This window comes from Amycolatopsis vancoresmycina (genome assembly GCF_000716785.1).
In the GTDB taxonomy this organism is placed as follows: domain Bacteria; phylum Actinomycetota; class Actinomycetes; order Mycobacteriales; family Pseudonocardiaceae; genus Amycolatopsis; species Amycolatopsis vancoresmycina.
Window position 1 is genome coordinate 491,034 of the sequence record NZ_JNYY01000002.1, and the last position, 17,198, is coordinate 508,231.

The 17,198-nt window shown below is 70.6% G+C and carries 20 protein-coding genes; 8 read left to right on the top strand and 12 right to left on the bottom strand.

Annotated elements, in window-relative coordinates; translation table 11 throughout:
• Nucleotides 1-27 precede the first annotated feature (27 nt).
• Nucleotides 28-2,142: a VanW family protein gene (locus OO60_RS07830; protein ID WP_155848814.1), complete on the top strand. Its 2,115-nt coding sequence runs from the start codon at nt 28-30 to the stop codon at nt 2,140-2,142.
• Nucleotides 2,143-2,146: 4 nt separating this feature from the next.
• Here the strand turns inward: OO60_RS07830 and OO60_RS07835 are convergent, their stop codons facing one another.
• The gene (locus OO60_RS07835) at nt 2,147-2,854 is read right to left on the bottom strand and encodes a leucine-rich repeat domain-containing protein (RefSeq protein ID WP_003058047.1); all 708 of its coding nucleotides are present in this window, start codon (nt 2,852-2,854) and stop codon (nt 2,147-2,149) included.
• Entirely contained in the window at nt 2,851-3,693 is an 843-nt protein-coding gene (locus OO60_RS07840; RefSeq protein ID WP_003058050.1) for a helix-turn-helix transcriptional regulator, read from the bottom strand. The genes OO60_RS07835 and OO60_RS07840 overlap by 4 nt, the downstream gene beginning before the upstream one ends.
• A 110-nt stretch (nt 3,694-3,803) precedes the next feature.
• On the opposite strand from OO60_RS07840, the gene OO60_RS07845 reads away from it, so the two are divergent.
• Nucleotides 3,804-5,210 carry an MFS transporter gene (locus tag OO60_RS07845; RefSeq protein WP_003058053.1) on the top strand — a complete coding sequence of 469 codons (1,407 nt, stop codon included), beginning with the start codon at nt 3,804-3,806 and terminating at the stop codon, nt 5,208-5,210.
• Nucleotides 5,211-5,271: 61 nt separating this feature from the next.
• Here OO60_RS07845 and OO60_RS07850 read toward each other — a convergent pair whose 3' ends face one another.
• The 4 genes from OO60_RS07850 to mug form a co-directional block, all read right to left on the bottom strand.
• A complete protein-coding gene (locus OO60_RS07850; RefSeq protein ID WP_003058054.1) occupies nt 5,272-5,547 on the bottom strand; it encodes a GlsB/YeaQ/YmgE family stress response membrane protein in 276 nt (91 codons plus the stop codon).
• A 137-nt stretch (nt 5,548-5,684) separates the two neighbouring features.
• Complete coding sequence (locus OO60_RS07855; RefSeq protein WP_003058058.1) at nt 5,685-7,520, bottom strand: acyl-CoA dehydrogenase; 1,836 nt, start codon at nt 7,518-7,520, stop codon at nt 5,685-5,687.
• Between the two features lie 139 nt (nt 7,521-7,659).
• Complete coding sequence (locus tag OO60_RS07860) at nt 7,660-8,445, bottom strand: response regulator transcription factor (RefSeq protein ID WP_033261076.1); 786 nt, start codon at nt 8,443-8,445, stop codon at nt 7,660-7,662.
• A gap of 265 nt (nt 8,446-8,710) precedes the next feature.
• On the bottom strand, nt 8,711-9,271 hold the full coding sequence (gene mug / locus OO60_RS07865) for a G/U mismatch-specific DNA glycosylase (RefSeq protein WP_003058064.1): 561 nt from the start codon (nt 9,269-9,271) through the stop codon (nt 8,711-8,713).
• A gap of 119 nt (nt 9,272-9,390) precedes the next feature.
• Here mug and OO60_RS47090 point away from each other — a divergent pair, with 119 nt between their 5' ends.
• Nucleotides 9,391-9,567, top strand: a complete 177-nt coding sequence (locus tag OO60_RS47090) for a hypothetical protein (RefSeq protein ID WP_003058066.1) — start codon at nt 9,391-9,393, stop codon at nt 9,565-9,567.
• Here OO60_RS47090 and OO60_RS07870 read toward each other — a convergent pair.
• Complete coding sequence (locus OO60_RS07870; RefSeq protein WP_033261121.1) at nt 9,508-10,134, bottom strand: VanZ family protein; 627 nt, start codon at nt 10,132-10,134, stop codon at nt 9,508-9,510. The genes OO60_RS47090 and OO60_RS07870 overlap by 60 nt on opposite strands.
• Nucleotides 10,135-10,385: 251 nt before the next feature.
• On the opposite strand from OO60_RS07870, the gene OO60_RS07875 reads away from it, so the two are divergent.
• From OO60_RS07875 to OO60_RS07890, 4 genes are all read left to right on the top strand, one after another.
• On the top strand, nt 10,386-11,465 hold the full coding sequence (locus OO60_RS07875) for a Gfo/Idh/MocA family protein (protein ID WP_003058073.1): 1,080 nt from the start codon (nt 10,386-10,388) through the stop codon (nt 11,463-11,465).
• A gap of 39 nt (nt 11,466-11,504) precedes the next feature.
• The gene (locus OO60_RS07880; protein ID WP_003058076.1) at nt 11,505-12,284 is read left to right on the top strand and encodes an alpha/beta fold hydrolase; all 780 of its coding nucleotides are present in this window, start codon (nt 11,505-11,507) and stop codon (nt 12,282-12,284) included.
• Nucleotides 12,285-12,401: 117 nt separating this feature from the next.
• Nucleotides 12,402-14,093, top strand: a complete 1,692-nt coding sequence (locus OO60_RS07885; protein WP_003058079.1) for a bifunctional metallophosphatase/5'-nucleotidase — start codon at nt 12,402-12,404, stop codon at nt 14,091-14,093.
• Between the two features lie 38 nt (nt 14,094-14,131).
• Nucleotides 14,132-14,458: an MmcQ/YjbR family DNA-binding protein gene (locus OO60_RS07890; RefSeq protein ID WP_003058082.1), complete on the top strand. Its 327-nt coding sequence runs from the start codon at nt 14,132-14,134 to the stop codon at nt 14,456-14,458.
• On the opposite strand, the gene OO60_RS07895 is transcribed toward OO60_RS07890, so the two are convergent.
• Together OO60_RS07895 and OO60_RS07900 are read right to left on the bottom strand one after the other, a co-directional pair.
• Entirely contained in the window at nt 14,451-14,978 is a 528-nt protein-coding gene (locus tag OO60_RS07895; protein WP_033261077.1) for a GNAT family N-acetyltransferase, read from the bottom strand. The two genes, OO60_RS07890 and OO60_RS07895, sit on opposite strands and share 8 nt — an antisense overlap.
• Nucleotides 14,979-14,980: 2 nt before the next feature.
• The gene (locus OO60_RS07900; RefSeq protein ID WP_003058089.1) at nt 14,981-15,358 is read right to left on the bottom strand and encodes a nitroreductase family deazaflavin-dependent oxidoreductase; all 378 of its coding nucleotides are present in this window, start codon (nt 15,356-15,358) and stop codon (nt 14,981-14,983) included.
• Between the two features lie 88 nt (nt 15,359-15,446).
• Between OO60_RS07900 and OO60_RS07905 the strand changes: the two genes are divergently transcribed.
• A complete protein-coding gene (locus tag OO60_RS07905) occupies nt 15,447-16,097 on the top strand; it encodes a hypothetical protein (protein ID WP_003058092.1) in 651 nt (216 codons plus the stop codon).
• On the opposite strand, the gene OO60_RS47690 is transcribed toward OO60_RS07905, so the two are convergent.
• The 3 genes from OO60_RS47690 to OO60_RS46920 are packed head-to-tail and all read right to left on the bottom strand — an operon-like array spanning nt 16,094 to nt 17,188.
• Entirely contained in the window at nt 16,094-16,621 is a 528-nt protein-coding gene (locus OO60_RS47690; protein WP_240490576.1) for a cytochrome P450, read from the bottom strand. The two genes, OO60_RS07905 and OO60_RS47690, sit on opposite strands and share 4 nt — an antisense overlap.
• 49 nt (nt 16,622-16,670) lie before the next feature.
• A complete protein-coding gene (locus OO60_RS47695; RefSeq protein ID WP_244885498.1) occupies nt 16,671-16,868 on the bottom strand; it encodes a cytochrome P450 in 198 nt (65 codons plus the stop codon).
• The gene (locus OO60_RS46920; RefSeq protein WP_162186946.1) at nt 16,865-17,188 is read right to left on the bottom strand and encodes a hypothetical protein; all 324 of its coding nucleotides are present in this window, start codon (nt 17,186-17,188) and stop codon (nt 16,865-16,867) included. Before OO60_RS46920 ends, OO60_RS47695 begins: the two co-directional genes overlap by 4 nt.
• Nucleotides 17,189-17,198 lie beyond the last annotated feature (10 nt).

The following is a 17,198-nucleotide window of genomic DNA, read 5'->3' on the forward strand; positions in this document are numbered from 1 at the left end:
TCGGGTCGGTCCCCGGGAGGCAGGGGCGTGGCAGACGAAGAGGTGCCCGAGGGCGACAACGTGCGGACGGCCGGACCGGCCGAGCCCGCGGAAGCCGAGGCGACGGCAGCCGAGGTGTGGCCCGACGCCCAACCCGAGCCGCCGGTGGCCGAGACCGGTGCCGAGGGTGCGGAGCCGGTTGCCGAGGCCGGGGGTGCGCTGCCGGTTGCCGGGCCGGTGGGGGTGGCCGAGCCCGCCAAGACCGTTTCCGCCGTCGAGTCGGCTGCCGCTGCGGCGCCGGTCTGGCCGGCCGCGGAACCCGATGTGCCCGCCGAACCAGCCGCCCAACCACCCGGCGAAACCGTCGTTGCCACCGATCTCTTCTCCGACGATCTGCTCGGCGAGCTCCTCGAAACCCCCGCGCCTCCCCCCGTCCCGGACACTCCGGCCCGGAAGCTGCGCAAGGGTGTCGCCCGGACCATGATGGCCATCGGGCTCGCGCTCGGGCTGTTCGTCATCCTCTACGCCATCGATCTCGCCGTCAGCGCCGGGGATGTTCCGCGCGGGGTGACCGTGGCCGGGATCGATGTCGGGGGGCTCTCCCACGCCGAGGCCGAAGCCAAGCTGCGGAAGGAGCTCGAGCCGCGGCTTACCCGGCCCGTCGTCGTGCGGGGCGGGGATGTGCAGGCCGAACTCGTGCCCTCGCAGTCCGGGCTCGGGCTCGACTGGCCCAACACCCTCGGGCTCGCCGGGCACCAGCCGCTCAGCCCGATCACGCGGATCATGTCCTTCTTCACCAGCCGCGAGGTCGGGGTCGCCACGCGCACCGACCCGAACCGGATCAGCGACGCCCTGCGGGAGCTCGCCGAGGGCAGGCTGAACCACCCCGCCACCGAAGGCTCGGTCGGGTTCACGCCGATCGACGGCAGCGATGGCGGTGTCACGCCCTTCCCGATCCTGCCGCGGCAGGGCCAGCAGCTGACCGACCTCGCCGGCGCCGTGCACACCGTCACCGACCACTGGCTCGACCCGGGCGGGGTCAAGCTCGCCATGGCGATCACGCCCGTGCGGGCGACCGCCGCCGGTGTGCAGGCCGCCTACCAGCAGATCGTCGTGCCCGCCGTCGCGAAGCCGGTCGTCGTGCACGGCCAAGGCAAGGACGTTCCGCTGAAGCCGGCGGCCATCGCGTCGTCGTTCCAGTTCGCCGCGGTCGAAGGCGGGGCCGTCGAGGTCCGGATCGACCAGGGCAAGCTGCAGGCCGCCCTCAAAGACGACCTCGCGAGCACCGAGACCGACGGCAAGGACGCCCAGATCGTCTTCAGCGGCGACCAGCCCACCGTCGAACCCTCCGAGGACGCCCGCAAGGTCGACTGGGAGAAGACCTTCCTCCCCCTGATCGACGTGCTGAAGAGGACCGACAAGCGGGATCTCCCGGTCGTCTACAGCGCATCGGCGCCCAGCGTGACCACCGACGCCGCCAGCGCGCTCGGCATCAAGGAAGTCATCGGCGAGTTCACCACCGGTGGCCTGGCCGGCCCGGCCGCGACGAACAACGCGACGCTCGCCGCCCGCGTGTCCGGCACCATCGTCAAGCCCGGCGAGACCTTCAGCCTCGGCGGCCGCTCCGGACCGCGCACCGCGGACGCCGGCTACGTGCCCGCCCCGGTCGACGAGGACGGCACCGGCGCGGACGTCGTCGGTGGCGGTGTCTCCCAGCTGGCGTCCACCTTGTACAACGCCGCCTACCTCGCCGGGCTCGCCGACGCCGGCCACCTGAACCACGACCACTACCTCGACCGCTACCCCGCCGGCCGCGACGCCAAGGCCGTCAACGCCGACGGCAGCCCCGTCGAGCTCAAGGTGACCAACGACGCGGCGACCGGCATCGCCGTCCAGGCCACGGTGTCCGGCGACTCGGTGACCGTCCGGATCTGGGGCACCCGGCACTTCCGCGTCGAGGGCCAGACCGGCGCGCAGACCCCCGGCGACCCGCCCCCGATCCAGTTCGGCTCCGGTGGGAGCGGCCCGTGCCTGCCGTCGATCGGCTCGTCCGGGTTCAGCGTCACCGACACGCGCGTGCTCTACGACATCGCGAGCGGCACCGAGGTCAGGCGGACGTCGCACACGGCGACCTACGGTCCGCGTCCGACCGTGCTGTGTTGAGTTGTCAGCGAAGGACCATGCAACCAGCCTCCTCGAAGTCACGCAGCCACGCCGGCTCCCGGAACTGCTTGTTCCACCGCAGATCCAGTTTGTCCAATTTAGACAGCTGAGCCACTGACGCCGGCAGCGTCGTCAAACAGTTCTCCCGCAGGTCCAGTTGCCGCAACGAACTCAGCGCGCCGATCGACGACGGCAGCGAAGTGAGCCGGTTGCCCCGCAGGTGCAGCTCTCGCAACGCACCCAGCGAGCCGATCGACTCCGGCAGCGCGGTCAGCTCGTTCCGGTACAGCCGCAGTTCGCGCAGCGCCGCGAACCCCGAGAGGTCCGCGGGCAACGCCGTGAGCCGGTTGTCCGTGCACCCGAGGTACCGCAGCTTGCCGAGCCGGCACCAGGCATCCGGGAACTTCGCCAGCCGGTTGTCGCTGACGTACAGGTACTCGGTGAGCCCGGCCAGCTCGCCCAGCTCGTCCGGCAGCGAGTCGAACTGGTTGTGCGCCAGGTCGAGCGTGTGCAGCGACGTCAGTGCCGAAATTCCCGGCGGCAGCGCGGAAATCCGGTTCGCCGCCAGGTTCAGCACGCGCAGCCCGGTCAGCGACCACAACGACCCGGGCACCACCGAGATCGAGTTCTTGTACAGGTCGAGCCGGGTGACGTCGGGTGGTACCGGGGGCACCGTCGTCAGCCCCTGATCGCTCAGGTCCAGTGCCGTCACGGCGCCTCCAGGCGAGTCCGGGGCAGCAGCGCCCACGTCGCCGCATTGTCCGGTGTGGACACCTGGATCCGCAGGCCCGGTGCCTCCGACACGGCCAGCTCGGTCAGCCGGAAGTGCATCCGGCCCGCCCGCGGGTGCTCGAACTCGCGCAGCCGCGGCCGCGGCTCCGCCACCTCGTGCCGCGCCCACAGCCCGGCGAACTCGGGGCTCAGCGCCGACAGCCGCCGGATGTCCTCCTCCCACGACGGGTCGCCGACGTGGCTGCCGTAGTCGGCGCGCATCCGCGCGACCATGTGCGGCACCTCCTCGTCGTAGTTCAGCAGGAAGCGCCGCGCGTTCGGCTCGGTCACGCAGCACCACAGCAGGTTCTTGTGCAGGCACGGCAGGCTGTGCCACTCCCGGAACAGGTCCTCCTGCGCCGCGTTCGACGCGAGCACGTCGAACCGGCCGTTGACCACCGTGGCCGGCAGCGGATCGAGCGCGCGCAGCACCTCGCGCACCGCGTCCGGCACCTCCACGACCGACGACGGCAGCCGCGACGGCGTCAGCTCCGCCAGCCGGTAGAGGTGCTCCCGCTCGGGGTGGTCCATCCGCAGCGTGCGCGCCACGGCGTCGAGCACCTGCGAGCTCGCGTTGATCGGCCGCCCCTGCTCCAGCCACGTGTACCAGGTGACGCCGACGCCGGCGAGCAGCGCGACCTCTTCCCGCCGCAACCCGCTGGTGCGGCGGCGCACGCCGGGCGGCAGCCCGACCTCGGCCGGGCCGATCCGCGCCCGGCACGCCTTGAGGAACTGGCCGAGTTCCTCTCGGCGGCTGGGGTGAACCTGCGTGGACGTCATACCGACATGGTGCCCGAGGGGTGCGACAATTTTCCGCGAACCGGGTGTTCCCAGTACCAGCACCAGCAGGCTCTCTCCGGAGGAAACCGGCGAACCCCAAGGTCAGAGCCATGACACTGACCACTCCTGCCCCGGCCGTCCCGGACCGGGCCGCCGCGCGGCCGTGGTTCATGCTGGCCGTCCTGCTGCTCGGCCAGTTCATGGCGCTGCTCGACGTCACCGTCGTGAACGTCGCCATGACCGACATCCGCACTGACCTGCACGCGTCCGGCGCCGCGCTGCAGCTCGTCGTTTCCGGCTACACCGTGGGTTACGCGATGCTGCTGATCACCGGCGCCCGCCTCGGCGAGCTGTTCGGCCGCCGACGGCTGTTCGTCACCGGCGTTGTCGCCTTCACCCTCTGCTCACTGCTCTGCGGCCTGGCGCCCGGCGCGGGCCTGCTGATCGCCGCCCGGATCGCCCAGGGCGCCGGCGCCGCGCTGATGATGCCGCAGGTCATCAGCGTCATCCAGGCGCAGTTCACCGGTCCCGCGCGGGCCAGGGCGCTCAGCGCGTACACCGCGGTCATCTCGGTCGCGTTCGTGGCGGGCCAGGTCCTCGGCGGGGTGCTCGTCGGCGCGGACCTCTTCGGCGCGGGCTGGCGGCCGATCTTCCTGGTCAACGTGCCGATCGGCGTGGTCGTGGCGGCGCTCGCCCTGCGGCTGGTCCCCGGCGGCGCGGCGAAGGCGGGCCGCCGGCTCGACCTCGCCGGTCTCGCGATCGCCGTGCCCGCGGTGGTGCTCGTCGTGCTGCCGCTGGTCCTCGGGCACGAAACCGGCTGGCCCACGTGGACGTTCGTGTCGCTCGCGGCCGGCGTGCTGCTGGCCGTCCTCTTCGTGGTCGTGGAACGCCGGGTGCGCGATCCGCTGGTCAACCTGGGCGTCCTCAAGGTCCGCGGGGTCGCGCCGGGACTGGCCGCCCTCGCCACCGGCGTGGCCTCCTACGGCGGGTTCCTCTTCTGCGTGGCGTTGCACCTGCAGGCGGGCCTCGGGGAGACGGCACTGGCGGCCGGCCTGACCATGGCGCCCGGCGGCGTGGTCTTCGGCATCTGCGGCTTCTTCTGGCACAAGCTGCCGGAACGCATCCACGCGGCACTGACACCGCTGGGTTACGTCGGGTCGGCGATCGCGTACGCCCTGCTGGGGCTGAGCCTGCAGGACGGCAGCAAGGGCGGTGCGCTGTTCTTCGCCGCGCTCGTGCTGTTCGGCCTGTCCATGGGCCTGGCGTTCGGGTCGCTGATGGCGCACGCCCTCACGCACGTCCCGCTCGCGAGCGCGGCGGACGCCAGCGGCCTGCTCACGACGACGCTGCAGCTGGGTCAGGTCGTGGGGGTGGCGACGTTCGGGAGCCTGTTCCTGACGCTCGCGGGTGGGTCGTCCGCCCACGCCATCACCACCACGATGACCTGGGCCGCGGTGCTGCTGCTGGCCGGCACGGGGTTCGCCGTCGCGCTGGCCCGCGCCTCGACCCGGCGGTAGGCACGGAAAAGCCCGGCCGGTTCACCCGAAGGTGGACCGGCCGGGCCGGGATCCGGGGGAGTTACCTGGTTACGCCACGACGGCCGTAGGCGCCGGCGGCGATGCTGACACCGATCGCGGCCAGCACGACCTGGGTGAGGATCTCCAGCCAGTCGATGCCGTTGGTGTCCGCGTACCCGAGACCGCGCGCGATGGCCGTGCCGATGAAGGCGGCGATGATACCGATCACGATGGTCAGCCAGATCGGGATGTTCTGCTTGCCGGGAGCGACCAGCCGGCCCAGAACGCCGATGATCAGCCCGACGATGATGGCGCTGACGATGCCGGCGACAGTCATCACTATCTCCTCTCCATGATCGCGGATCCGGCCACTCGGTCCCGCGAACTCGCAGACGGAATTCCCCGGCTTCACGGCCTCGAAACGCCGAAGGGCCCCTTCCCGGCGGGAAGGGACCCTTCGGCGGAACGCGTTGATCAGAACGCGGCTTCGTCGATCTCCATGAGCGCGTTGTCGGCGGCCTCCACGATGGCGCGGCGGGCGGTCAGCTCCGGCAGCACCTGCTTCGAGAAGAACGAGGCCACGGCGATCTTGCCCTCGTAGAACGGGACGTCCTTGGCGGACGCACCCGCGTCGAGCTTGCCGATCGCGACCTCGGCGTGCTTGAGCAGCTGCCAGCCGATCAGCAGGTCACCGACCGACATCAGCAGGCGGACCGTGTGCTGGCCGACCTTGTTGATGCTCTGCGGGTCCTCCTGCGACGCGGTCAGGTAGCCGATCAGCGAGCCGAGCATGCCCTGGGTGTCCTCGAGGGCCTGCTTGAGCAGCCCACGCTCGTTCTTGAGTCGGCCGTTGCCCGCCTCGGACTCGATGAACTTCGTGATCTCGCCGGCGACGAAGGCCAGGGAAGCACCCTTGTCGCGGATGATCTTCCGGAAGAAGAAGTCCAGCGACTGGATGGCCGTGGTGCCCTCGTACAGCGAGTCGATCTTGGCGTCGCGGATGTACTGCTCGATCGGGTAGTCCTGCAGGAAGCCGGACCCGCCCAGCGTCTGCAGCGACTGCACGAGCTGCTCGGTGGCGCGCTCCGAGCCGACGCCCTTGACGATCGGCAGCAGCAGGTCGTTGACGCCGTGCGCGAGCTTCTGGTCGCCTTCGCCGGTCCACAGCTGGTCCTGGAAGGACGCGGTGTAGAGGTACACCGCGCGCAGGCCCTCGGCGTACGCCTTCTGCAGCATCAGCGAGCGGCGGACGTCCGGGTGGTGCGTGATGGTGACGCGCGGGGCGGTCTTGTTCAGCATGTTCGGCAGGTCGGCGCCCTGGACGCGCTCCTTGGCGTACTCGAGCGCGTTGAGGTAACCCGTCGACAGCGTCGCGATGGCCTTCGTGCCGACCATCATCCGGGCGTACTCGATGACCTGGAACATCTGCGCGATGCCGTCGTGCACCTCGCCGAGCAGCCAGCCCTTGGCCGGGGTGCCGTGCTGGCCGAAGGTCAGCTCGCACGTCGTCGACGCCTTGATGCCCATCTTGTGCTCGACGTTGGTGACGTAAGCGCCGTTGCGCTCGCCCAGCTCACCGGTCTTCGTGTCGAAGTGGAACTTCGGGACGAGGAACAGCGACAGGCCCTTGGTGCCCGGCTTGGTCTCGATGCCGGGGCCTTCGGGGCGGGCGAGCACCAGGTGCATGATGTTTTCGCTCATGTCGTGCTCGGCCGAGGTGATGAACCGCTTCACGCCGTCGATGTGCCAGGAGCCGTCCTCCTGCTTGGTGGCCTTGGTGCGGCCCGCGCCGACGTCGGAGCCGGCGTCCGGCTCGGTCAGCACCATCGTGGCGCCCCAGGCCCGGTCGATCATGAGCTGGGCCCAGTGCTTCTGCTCTTCGGTGCCGTTCTTGTTCACGATCATGGCGAAGTTCGGGCCCGCCAGGTACATGAACAGCGGGGCGTTGGCGCCGAGGATCAGCTCGGACGCGGCCCACTGGACGGTCGGCGGGAGGCCGAAGCCGCCGAGGTCGTTGGTCAGGCCGAGGCGCCACCACTCGCCGTCGAGCAGCTGCTGGTAGCTCTTCTTGAAGGACTCGGGGATCTTGACGCTGAACGTCTTCGGGTCGTAGACGGGCGGGTTGCGGTCCGCGTCGGCGAAGGACTCGGCGAGCGGGCCGGTCGCGAGCTTGTTCAGCTCGGACAGCACCCCGCGGGCGGTCTCTTCGTCGGATTCGGCGAGCACACCCTTGCCCAGGCGCTCCTGCACGCCGAGTACCTCGAAGAGGTTGAACTCCAGGTCTCGGACGTTGCTCTTGTAGTGGCCCATGTCGTCACTCCAATGTGTTCGGCTCCCCGGCCGGGCACATGTTCGCCTTACTCGCCGGTAACTTCAGGATATTACCTGCGGGTAACCAGGGCAAGCAGATCCGCACTTCCGGGTAAGCGAAATCCGGGCCGTTTCCGGGTCAACGCTGGTTCGGAAGGGCCGTTGTGTCGGCAGTCACCGGCAGGTGGCCGTCCTCGGCCCGGGCGACCAGGATGCCGCTGCGGAAGGCGATCGTCACCGCGTGTGTCCGGTCACGGGCGGAAAGCTTGCGCAGGATGCTCTTCACGTGCGTCCGGACCGTTTCGACGGACAGGAAGAGCAGCTTCGCGATCGCCGAGTTCTCGAGTCCTTCGGCGACCAGCTGGAGCACCTGGTACTCGCGCCGGGACAGCGGCATCCCGCCGCGCGGCGCCGGCTGGCTGTCGTGGGCGAGGTCGCCCTTCGGCGTGGTCGAGCGCTTCGGCCGCGCGGTGAGGGCAGCCAGCGCTGGATCGATGTAACGGCGTTCGGTGTGGGCCCGCCGGATCGCTTCGGCAAGCCGCCGTGAATCGATCGACCGCGGCACGATCGCGTGCGCGCCCGCGGCGATCGCCGCCGCGAGGTACTGCTGCGTCCGGTTGGCGTCCCGGATCAGGGTGACCAGGATCAGCGCCGGGTCACCCGCGTTGAGCAGCTTGGTCAGGTGGCAGTTCGGGTCGAGCGCCGAATCGAGCACGACGACGTCCGGCTTCACCTGCTCGCACAGCTGCAGCGCGGCGTGGTGGCTCGCGGCCTGGCCCGCCCAGTGCAGCCCCTGGCTGCGGTGGACGAGCGCGGCGAGGCCGTCGCGGAAGATCGGGACCGGGTCGACGACCGCCACGCCGAGACTGCGCCCGCCGGGTCCGGCCGGCCCGCTGGGCCTGCGGCTGGGCTCGATGCCGTGCATCGTGGGCCTCCGTCTCTGCGCCGTCGCTCCTGGGCCGCCGGACGTCTCCGGCGGCGTCCGGTCCCCCTGCTGGACCGGACAGAAGTGACTCCTCCTGCTTGGTACGAGTCGCGATTGCGCAGCTCATGACGCCAATTCCCCCTCATGGCCCAACCCGCAGGTCACAGCAAACTTTGGGTAGAAGTCGATCTTGTCGAGTCGACTTGGCCGGCCGGGATGGGACCTGATGGGGCGGTTGGCGCTACTGAGGGTGGCCCGCAGCCGTTCAACGATTTCGACAGTGATCGGATGCGGCCCGGAGCTGGCCGAACTCGGCCGCCAGCCCGGCCGGCGTCCAGTGCGCGTTCAGCCCGCTCGGGTTCGGCAGCACCCACACGCGGGTGTCGCCGATCCGGTGGTCCTGCGGGCCGACGTGCGCCTTCGGGAAGCCGAACGCGGTCCGGTAGGCGCCGATCCCCACGACGGCCAGCCATCGTGGCCGGTACTCGAGCACCTTCGCGACGAGCACCTTCCCGCCTTCGCGCAGCTCGTCGTCGGACAGCTCGTCGGCGCGAGCCGTGGTCCGGGCGACGACGTTCGTGATCCCGAGCTTGAGGTCGAGGAGTTCGTACTGCTCGCCCGGGGTGTAGCGCCGCGGGGTGAAGCCGCCGGCGTGCAGCGCGGGCCAGAAGCGGTTGCCCGGGCGCGCGAAGTGCTGCCCGAGCGCACCGGAGTAGAGGCCGGGGTTGATGCCGCAGAACAGGACGTCCAGGCCGGGCGCGATGACGTCGGGGATGGTGGCGTTGTGCGCCGCGGCCAGCTGGTCCTTCGTGGGTCGGGTGCTCACCGGTCCAGTTTCCGGCACGCTCGGGCGTGGAGGTCACCGCGGACCGGGGGTAGCGAATTCACCACGAACCTGCGTAACCTGTGTGATCTCCCGCACAGCGCCGTACCGAGGAGGATTTCGTGCAGCTTCCGATCGTCCTCGGGCTGGTGGCGCTGGTCCTCGCCGTCGCCGCGCTCGTCGTCGTCCTGGAAGACCGGCGGGCCGCCAAGCGGGCCGCGCTGCAGCGGAAGGCGCGGTTAGCGCGGCTGGGCGAGGTGGACCCGCTCGCGCCGGGCCGGCTGCACGTGGACCGGTGAACGCAGGAGCGTCAGCAGCAGCGCGCCGAACACCCAGCCGACGCCGGCTCCGAGCGTGTTGTTCATGAGGTCGTCGACGTCGAAGATGCGGTAGACGTACGGTGCCGTGCCGAAGTTGGCCGTGACCTGCGTGATCTCGATGAACAGCGAGGCCGCGAAGCCGATCAGCACCGTGCCGGTCAGGCCGCGGCGCCAGAGGACCCGCGCGAACACGCCCAGCGGGACGAACAGCAGCACGTTCAGGCACGCCTGCTGGAACGTCTGCGTCGTGAACCAGTCCCCGCCGTGCTTGAGCAGCTCCGTGTGGATGTCGGCGATCCACTGGAACGGGTGCAGCTGCACCGTCTGGGTCAGCCGGCGGGTGCCGGGGCCGGGCAGCGGCAGGAAGACGACCGCGAGGGTCGTGCAGCCGTAGAGCAGCACCGCCGCCGTGGTGGCGAGGCCGCGCAGGCGCAGGCCGCCGTGGCGGGCGAGCTGGGTGATCAGCTGCGGCACGAGCACCACGACCCACAGCGCGAGGAACCCGATGAAGCCGTACTGCAGGGCCGTGACCTGTGCGTTCGTCATGCCATCGACGTTATGGATCATGCTGGTGCCGCCGCTTCGGTCGATGAGCCGCGCGGCCCGGAAGCCCATCGGCCACTTGACCGACCCACCGCCGGGCCGATCGGTCAGCAGTCGTCGTCGCGCCCGGAACGCCACCTCGGCCGGTGTTACCGATGTCATGCCGGCGTAACCGGATGCTGCTTGCGCCGACCGGGGAATGACCACGACGCTCGGCACGTCGGAGTGTTGGGCAGGCAACGAAAGGAACGCTCATGGCACCGGTCCGGGTCGGCATCGTCGGGCTCAGCGCGAACGGCGGCTGGGCCGCGACCGCGCACGTGCCCGCGCTGGCCGCGGTGGACGGCTACGAACTCCGGGCGCTCAGCGGCAGCAACGCGGACTCGGCGCGGGTGGCCGGCGAGAAGTACGGCGTGCCGCTGACCTTCGGCGACGCCGGCGAGCTGGCCCGGCACCCCGAGGTCGACCTCGTGGTGGTCGCCGTGAAGGTGCCCGAGCACCGGGCGCTCATCGAGCCCGCGCTGGCGGCCGGCAAGCAGGTGCTGAGCGAGTGGCCGCTGGGCGTCAGCCTGGCCGAAACCGAGACGCTGGCCGAAGCCGCTCGCGGGAAGACGACCGCCGTCGGGCTGCAGGGACGGTCCGCGCCGGCGTTGCGCTACCTGCGTGACCTGATCAAGGACGGCTACGTCGGCCGCGTGCTTTCGACGTCGCTGATCGCCTCCGGCGCCAACTGGGGGCCGAGCGTGCGGGCCGGCCGGGACTACCAGCTGCACCCCGAGGGCGGGGCGACGATGCTGACCATCCCGTTCGCGCACACCGCCGACGCGCTCGCCATGGTCCTCGGCGGCTTCACCGAGCTCTCGGCGACGATGGCGACCGTCCGGCCGCGGGTGCGCGACGAGGTCACCGGCGAGTCCGTCGCGATGACCGCGCCCGACCAGATCGCCGTCACCGGCGTCCTGTCCGGCGGCGCGGTCGCGTCGCTGCACCTGCGCGGCGGGACCTCGCCAGCGACGGACTTCCACTGGGAGATCAACGGTACCGAGGGCACGCTGGTCGTCGAGGCCGCGGACCCGCTGTTCTGGATCGCGAAGCTGACGCTGCGCGGCAGCCGGACCGGCACGCTCGAGAAGCTGACCGTCCCCGCGCGGTACGAGCTCCCGCAGCTGGCCGGGCGCAGCGCCGAACCGTCGTACAACGTGGCGCACGCCTACGCCCGGCACCTGAAGGGCGATCTGCCCGACTTCGCGCACGCCCTGCGCGTGCACCGCGTGCTGGACGCCGTCCAGCGGTCGGCCGACAGCGGGCGCCGGGTCGAACCGGACGCAAAGTAACTGTTACTGCCGGTCGTAGGTTTCGGTTACCATCGGGTCATGGACGACGTTGTCTATGACCGCGCGGGACGCGGTGAGCCGCTGGTGCTGATCCACGGCATCGGGCACCGGCGTCAGGCGTGGGCGCCGGTGTTTCCGCTGCTCACGCCGCACCGCGACGTCATCGCCGTCGACCTGCCCGGCTTCGGTGAGTCGCCCGAGCCGTCCGGCGGGTACGGCATCGAGCCGGCGCTGGTGATGTTCAAGCAGCTCTTCGCCGACCTCGGGCTCGACCGGCCGCACGTCGCCGGCAACTCGCTCGGCGGCCTGCTGTCCCTGGCCCTCGGGCAGGCCGGCCTGGTCCGCAGCGTCACGGCGTCGTCCCCGGCCGGGCTGTGGAACCGGCGGCAGAAGCTGTACGCGATCGCCGCGCTCCGGGCCCACCGCTCCCTCGCGCAGCGCACGCCACCGCACGTCGTGCGGCGCATCGCGGCAACGGCCGCCGGGCGCCGCGCGCTGACCGGGATGATCGTCGGACGGCCCGAGCTGCAGACACCCGACGCCGTCGTGGCCGACGCCCGCGCGCTCGCCACCGCGCCCGGTTTCGAGCCCACCGCCGCCCAGTCCCGTGGGGACTTCCGCTTCACCGGCCCGGTCACCGGCGTCCCGGTGACGGTCGCGTGGGCCGAACGCGACCGGATCCTCGCCCGGCCGCGCGTCGCCGACCTGCGGAAAGTCGCGCCGCACGGCGCGTTCCGGCTGCTGCCCGGCTGCGGGCACGTGCCGATGAACGACGACCCGGAACTCGTGGCGCGCGTGCTGCTCGACGGAAGCCGTTAGGTGACATTCGCTTTACGTCCGTCTTTTGACCCTGGTAGGTGACTGCTTCGCGAGGCAGAATCCTCCGCCGTGCGCCCGTTCGGGGACCTTGGGCGCGAAATCGGAGGAAGAACACTCATGAGGCTTTCGACCCGGCTCGCGGTGTTCGCCGCGGCCGCGCTGGCGACCACGGCGGTGACCACCGCACCCGCGTCCGCGGGCCAGCGCCCGGATCCCACGACCGACGTCCGGATCATCGGGTTCAACGACCTGCACGGCAACCTGGAGCCGCCGTCCGGTTCCAGCGGCCGCGTGGTGCAGTCCGACGGGACCACTGTGGACGCCGGCGGGGCCGCTTACCTGGCCACGCACGTGAAGCAGCTGCGGGCGCAGGTGCGCAACTCGTTCGTCGTGTCCGCCGGCGACAACATCGGCGCGTCGCCGCTGACCTCGGCGCTGTTCCACGACGAGCCGACCATCGACTTCCTGAACATGCTCGGTGTCAACGCGTCCGTCGTCGGGAACCACGAGTTCGACGAGGGCTACAAGGAACTGCAGCGCATGCAGTTCGGCGGCTGCCACCCGACCGACGGCTGCCAGTTCCAGCCGACCTTCGACGGGGCGAAGTTCCCGTTCCTCGGGTCCAATGTGTACTTCACCAACGGCCTGCCCGCGCTGTTGCCGTTCACCGTCAAGTTCGAAGGCGGCGTGCCGGTCGGCGTCATCGGCGCCACGCTGAAGGACCTGCCGTCGGTCGTCACGCCGGAGGCCATCAAGGGCCTGAAGTTCGGCGACGAGGTCGAGGCGATCAACCGGACGGCGAACCTGCTCGACTACTTCGGCGTCAAGGCCCAGGTCGTGCTCCTGCACCAGGGTGACGGCACCGAGGTCGAGGGTCCGAACGACTGCAAGCTGCGCCCCGGCCCGGCCGCCGCGATCGCGGCCGCGGTGACGCCGAAGGTCGACGCCTTCTTCGACGGGCACAGCCACCAGCAGTACAACTGCGTGATCAACGACCCGGCGGGCCAGCCGCGGCCGGTCATCCAGGGCTCGTCGTTCGGCCGGCTGCTGTCGGTCGTCGACCTCAAGATCAGCCTGAAGACCCGCGACGTCGTGCGCTCGCAGACCAAGGCCTTCAACGAGATCGTCACGCGCACGGTCACCCCGGACCCGGCCGTGGCGGCGCTGGTCGCCGACGCGAAGACCAAGTCGGCGCCGATCGCGAACAAGCAGGTCGGCACCATCACCGCGGACCTGCCGGCGGCGGGCAACGCGGCCGGCGAGTCCCCGCTCGGCGACGTCATCGCCGACGCGCAGCTCGCGGGCACGGCGTCGAACAACGCGGTCGTCGCGATCACCAACCCGGGCGGCATCCGCGCCGACCTGACGTACAAGTCGTCCGCGAACAACGAGGGTGACGGCGTGGTGACCTACGGCGAGGCGTTCACCGTCCAGCCGTTCTCGAACATCATGCAGACGATCACGCTGACCGGCGCGAACCTGAAGAACGTGCTGGAACAGCAGTGGACCGCGGCCGGCACGAAGATCCTGCAGATCTCGAGCTCGCTGCACTACTCGTACTCGGCGGGCGCGCCGATCGGCTCGCGCGTCTCGAACCTCACGGTGAACGGCACGCCGGTCGACCCGGCGGCGACGTTCCGCGTCTCGGTGAACAACTTCCTCGCCGCCGGCGGGGACGGCTTCACCGAGTTCACCAAGGGCACGAACCTCTCGGGCGGCCCGGTGGACCTCGACGCCCTGGTCGCCTACCTGGGCGCGCACCCGAACCTGGCCCCGCCCGCGGCGGACCGGATCACCCGCCTGCCGTAGTTCCCGTTTCTGCAAGACACCGGGTCGACAATGGACCCATGACGACCTGGGAAGACGTCGTGCGCCTCGCCTCCGGGCTGCCGGAGGTCGAGGTGTCGACGTGGTATCGCACGCCCGCGCTGAAGGTGGCGGGCAAGGGGTTCGCGCGGCTGCGCACCGAGGCCGAAGGCGGCCTGGTGGTGCTGTGCGGGCACGACGAGAAGGCCGCGTTGCTGGATTCCGGCGACGCGGCCTTCTTCACGACCCCGCACTACGACGGGTACGGCTCGATCATCGTGGACCTCGAGCGCGTGGACGTCGATCAGCTGCGCGAGCTGCTCGAAGAGGCGTGGCGGCTGAAGGCGCCCCGCCGTCTCCTCACTTGAGCTCGCCCTTGAGCATGCTCATCAGGATCATGTCGTGCCGCTCGCCGTCGGCGTCGATGAACGATTCGCGGTGGCGGCCTTCTTCGACGAAGCCGATCTTGCGGTAGACGTGCCGGGCGGCCTCGTTTTCGGCGACCACCCAGAGCGTGATCTGGTGCAGCCGCATGGCGGTGAAGCCGTAGCGGCACATCAGGCGCAGGGCCTCGGTGCCGTAGCCGCCGCCGCGGTACTCGGCGTCGCCGATGTAGACGTCCAGCGTCGCCTCGCCGAGTTCGGGCTCGGCGTCGCGCAGGTCGATGACGCCGATGAGCTTCCGATCGGCTTTGGCCTCGATGCCGAGGACGACCTTCCCGTAGGTGTTCAGCGGGCGTTCCTCGCAGCGCTTGCGCACCTGGGCGAGTGAGAGGGGGTGTTCGTTGACCATCCACCGGCCGACCTCGGGGTCGTAGGTCCACGGATGCAGCCGCTCGGCGTCCTGCGGCTCCAGCGCGCGCAGCCGGACGAGCTCGCCCTCGATCATCACTACTCCCGTTTCACCAGCAGAAAGTCGTGGACGTTCAGCAGGCCGAGGAACTGCCGGACCACGACCGGCATGGCCTGCCGCGATTCATCATGCACGAGCCGGGGCGAGTGCACGCGGTAATTTTTCCGCTGGGTGATGAGGGTGCAACTCTCCGCGGCCAGCACGTTCTTCACCCAGTCGGTGTCCGGGCCGTAGGTGAGCGCGACGACGAAGCCGTCGTCGGTGCGGAAGACGTTCAGCGGCGTGCGGTACTCCCTGCCGGATTTGCGTCCTTTGTGGACGAGCAACCCGAAGCCCGGCGCCCAGTTCACGACGTACTTGTTGACCCGGTTCGTCACCGCGCGGTTGAACCGGGCGAGTCCCTTCGGCAGCACCATGACGCCGATGATATCAACAAATGATGAATTAACCGATCGGGTGACCCCGGCTCCCGGCGGGTGGCACGGCGATGGTGGGATATGGCGCATGTCGACCGATTGGCCGCTGCGCCAGGACCCGGAAGGGCCGGTCATCATCGCGCTGGCCCTGGTGAACGACCCCGCCGCGCTGGGTTTCGTCGTGCTGGACGACGAGGACGACTGGTTCATCAGCGACGGCACCGAGCTGTCCGACGACGTGCTGGTCAACCGTGAGAGCTTCGGCAAGCTGTCGCTGCGCGAAGCCTTCGAACTGCTGCCGCAGCTGGGCGCGCTGGCGGGCCTCCCGACGGGGATGGCCGCCGACTGGGACCCGGAGCGCCGCACGTGGCTGCTCTCGTCGGTGACCGGCTCCGACGACGAGGACGAGGACGTCCGCCTGCTGGCCCAGCGCCGCGCGGCCTGGCAGTTCGAGGGCTCGCCGGACGACGAGGCCCAGATCAGCACCGGTCTCACCGAGATCCCGACCGGCCCGCAGCAGCCGGTGCGCGCTGTCCGCCAGGTGGTCCGCGAGCAGGACGGCACCTGGCTGTTCGTCGGCTTCGAGGTCCCCGAGGCGGAGGACTTCGAGGTCGAGGGCCTGGAGCTGGAGCACGTCGCGAACCTGTACCCCGACGTCCGCACGGTCCTGAAGGCCGGGCCGGGCCAGGTGTACGACCGCGCGACGCCGGACAGCGACTGGGAGCTCGTCGAGGGTTAGAGCTCGACCGGCAGGTGGAACAGCCCGCGCGTGATCGGGCTGGGCCACCAGGTCAGCTCCGCTTCGGGCACGGCGAGCCGGGCCGTCGGAAGCCGACGGAGCAGCGTCTCGAAAGCGACGTCGGCCTGCAGCCGGGCCAGCGCCGCGCCGATGCACAGGTGCGGTCCGGCGCCGAAGGCGAGGTGGCGCCGGTCGGCGGCCCGCTGTCCCGGCCGGAAGGCGCCGGCGTCCGCGAACGCGGCGGGATCGCGGTTGGCGGCCAGTACCGAGACGAGGATCGGGTCGCCGGGCCGCATGAGCCGGCCGCCGATTTCGACGTCCTCGGTGGGGAACCGCCAGGTCGCGTTCTGCAGCGGCGCGTGCAGCCGGAGCGTTTCCTCGATGACGGCGGCGCGGTGCTGCGGATCTTGTCGTGCCTTCGCCGCTTCGCCGGGATGGGTGAGCAAAGCGAGCGCGCCGGTCGCGAGCAGCCCGACGGTCGTCTCGTGGCCGCCGATGAGGATGAGGAAGGCCGTCGACGTCACCTCGTCCGCCGTGAGCGTGCCGTCGGCCTGCTGGGCGAGGAGGTCGCGATCAGGTCGGTCCCCGGCGTCGCCCGCTTGCCGTCGACGACCTCGCCGACCAGTCGTCGCGGTACCGCTCCGGCACGCCGAGCAGGTCACAGATGATCGCGATCGGCAGCGGGTAGGCGAGGTCGGTGACGAGATTGCCGTGCCCGCGTGCGGCGACAGCGCCGATCAGCTCGTCGGTCACCCTGCTGGGCGCGTTCACGCAGGCTTTCCATCCGGCGGGCGCCGAACGCGCCGGCGCAGGCGCGCCGCAACCGGGTGTGCACCGGCGGGTCGGTGTTGATCATGTTGGAGGCGAGTGACGGCCATGCCCGAGCGCTGCCACTCCTCGTTGCCGGCGGACGGGCTCTTGACCAGGGCGGCGTGGTTGAGCGCCGTCACGGCGTCGGCGTAGCGCGTGATCAGCCAGGCCCAGGTGCCGGTCGGGAAGTCGAGCCGGTGCGGCGGCCGCTCGCGCAGCCAGGCGTAGGCGGGTGAGGGGTCGCGATCGAAGTCCGGACCGAACAGCGCGGGCTCTCCCATGGCACTCACC

Bases quoted from the DNA above. Each gene is read 5' to 3' on its own strand.
- OO60_RS07870 (WP_033261121.1), bottom strand. From the start codon at position 10,134: ATGACGAACGCACAGGTCACGGCCCTGCAGTACGGCTTCATCGGGTTC.
- OO60_RS07850 (WP_003058054.1), bottom strand. From the start codon at position 5,547: ATGACTGTCGCCGGCATCGTCAGCGCCATCATCGTCGGGCTGATCATC.
- OO60_RS07860 (WP_033261076.1), bottom strand. From the start codon at position 8,445: ATGCACGGCATCGAGCCCAGCCGCAGGCCCAGCGGGCCGGCCGGACCC.
- OO60_RS46920 (WP_162186946.1), bottom strand. From the start codon at position 17,188: ATGGGAGAGCCCGCGCTGTTCGGTCCGGACTTCGATCGCGACCCCTCA.
- OO60_RS07885 (WP_003058079.1), top strand. From the start codon at position 12,402: ATGAGGCTTTCGACCCGGCTCGCGGTGTTCGCCGCGGCCGCGCTGGCG.
- OO60_RS07855 (WP_003058058.1), bottom strand. From the start codon at position 7,520: ATGGGCCACTACAAGAGCAACGTCCGAGACCTGGAGTTCAACCTCTTC.
- OO60_RS07845 (WP_003058053.1), top strand. From the start codon at position 3,804: ATGACACTGACCACTCCTGCCCCGGCCGTCCCGGACCGGGCCGCCGCG.
- OO60_RS07895 (WP_033261077.1), bottom strand. From the start codon at position 14,978: ATGATCGAGGGCGAGCTCGTCCGGCTGCGCGCGCTGGAGCCGCAGGAC.
- OO60_RS07880 (WP_003058076.1), top strand. From the start codon at position 11,505: ATGGACGACGTTGTCTATGACCGCGCGGGACGCGGTGAGCCGCTGGTG.
- OO60_RS07900 (WP_003058089.1), bottom strand. From the start codon at position 15,358: ATGGTGCTGCCGAAGGGACTCGCCCGGTTCAACCGCGCGGTGACGAAC.
- OO60_RS07840 (WP_003058050.1), bottom strand. From the start codon at position 3,693: ATGACGTCCACGCAGGTTCACCCCAGCCGCCGAGAGGAACTCGGCCAG.
- OO60_RS07890 (WP_003058082.1), top strand. From the start codon at position 14,132: ATGACGACCTGGGAAGACGTCGTGCGCCTCGCCTCCGGGCTGCCGGAG.
- OO60_RS07905 (WP_003058092.1), top strand. From the start codon at position 15,447: ATGTCGACCGATTGGCCGCTGCGCCAGGACCCGGAAGGGCCGGTCATC.
- OO60_RS07875 (WP_003058073.1), top strand. From the start codon at position 10,386: ATGGCACCGGTCCGGGTCGGCATCGTCGGGCTCAGCGCGAACGGCGGC.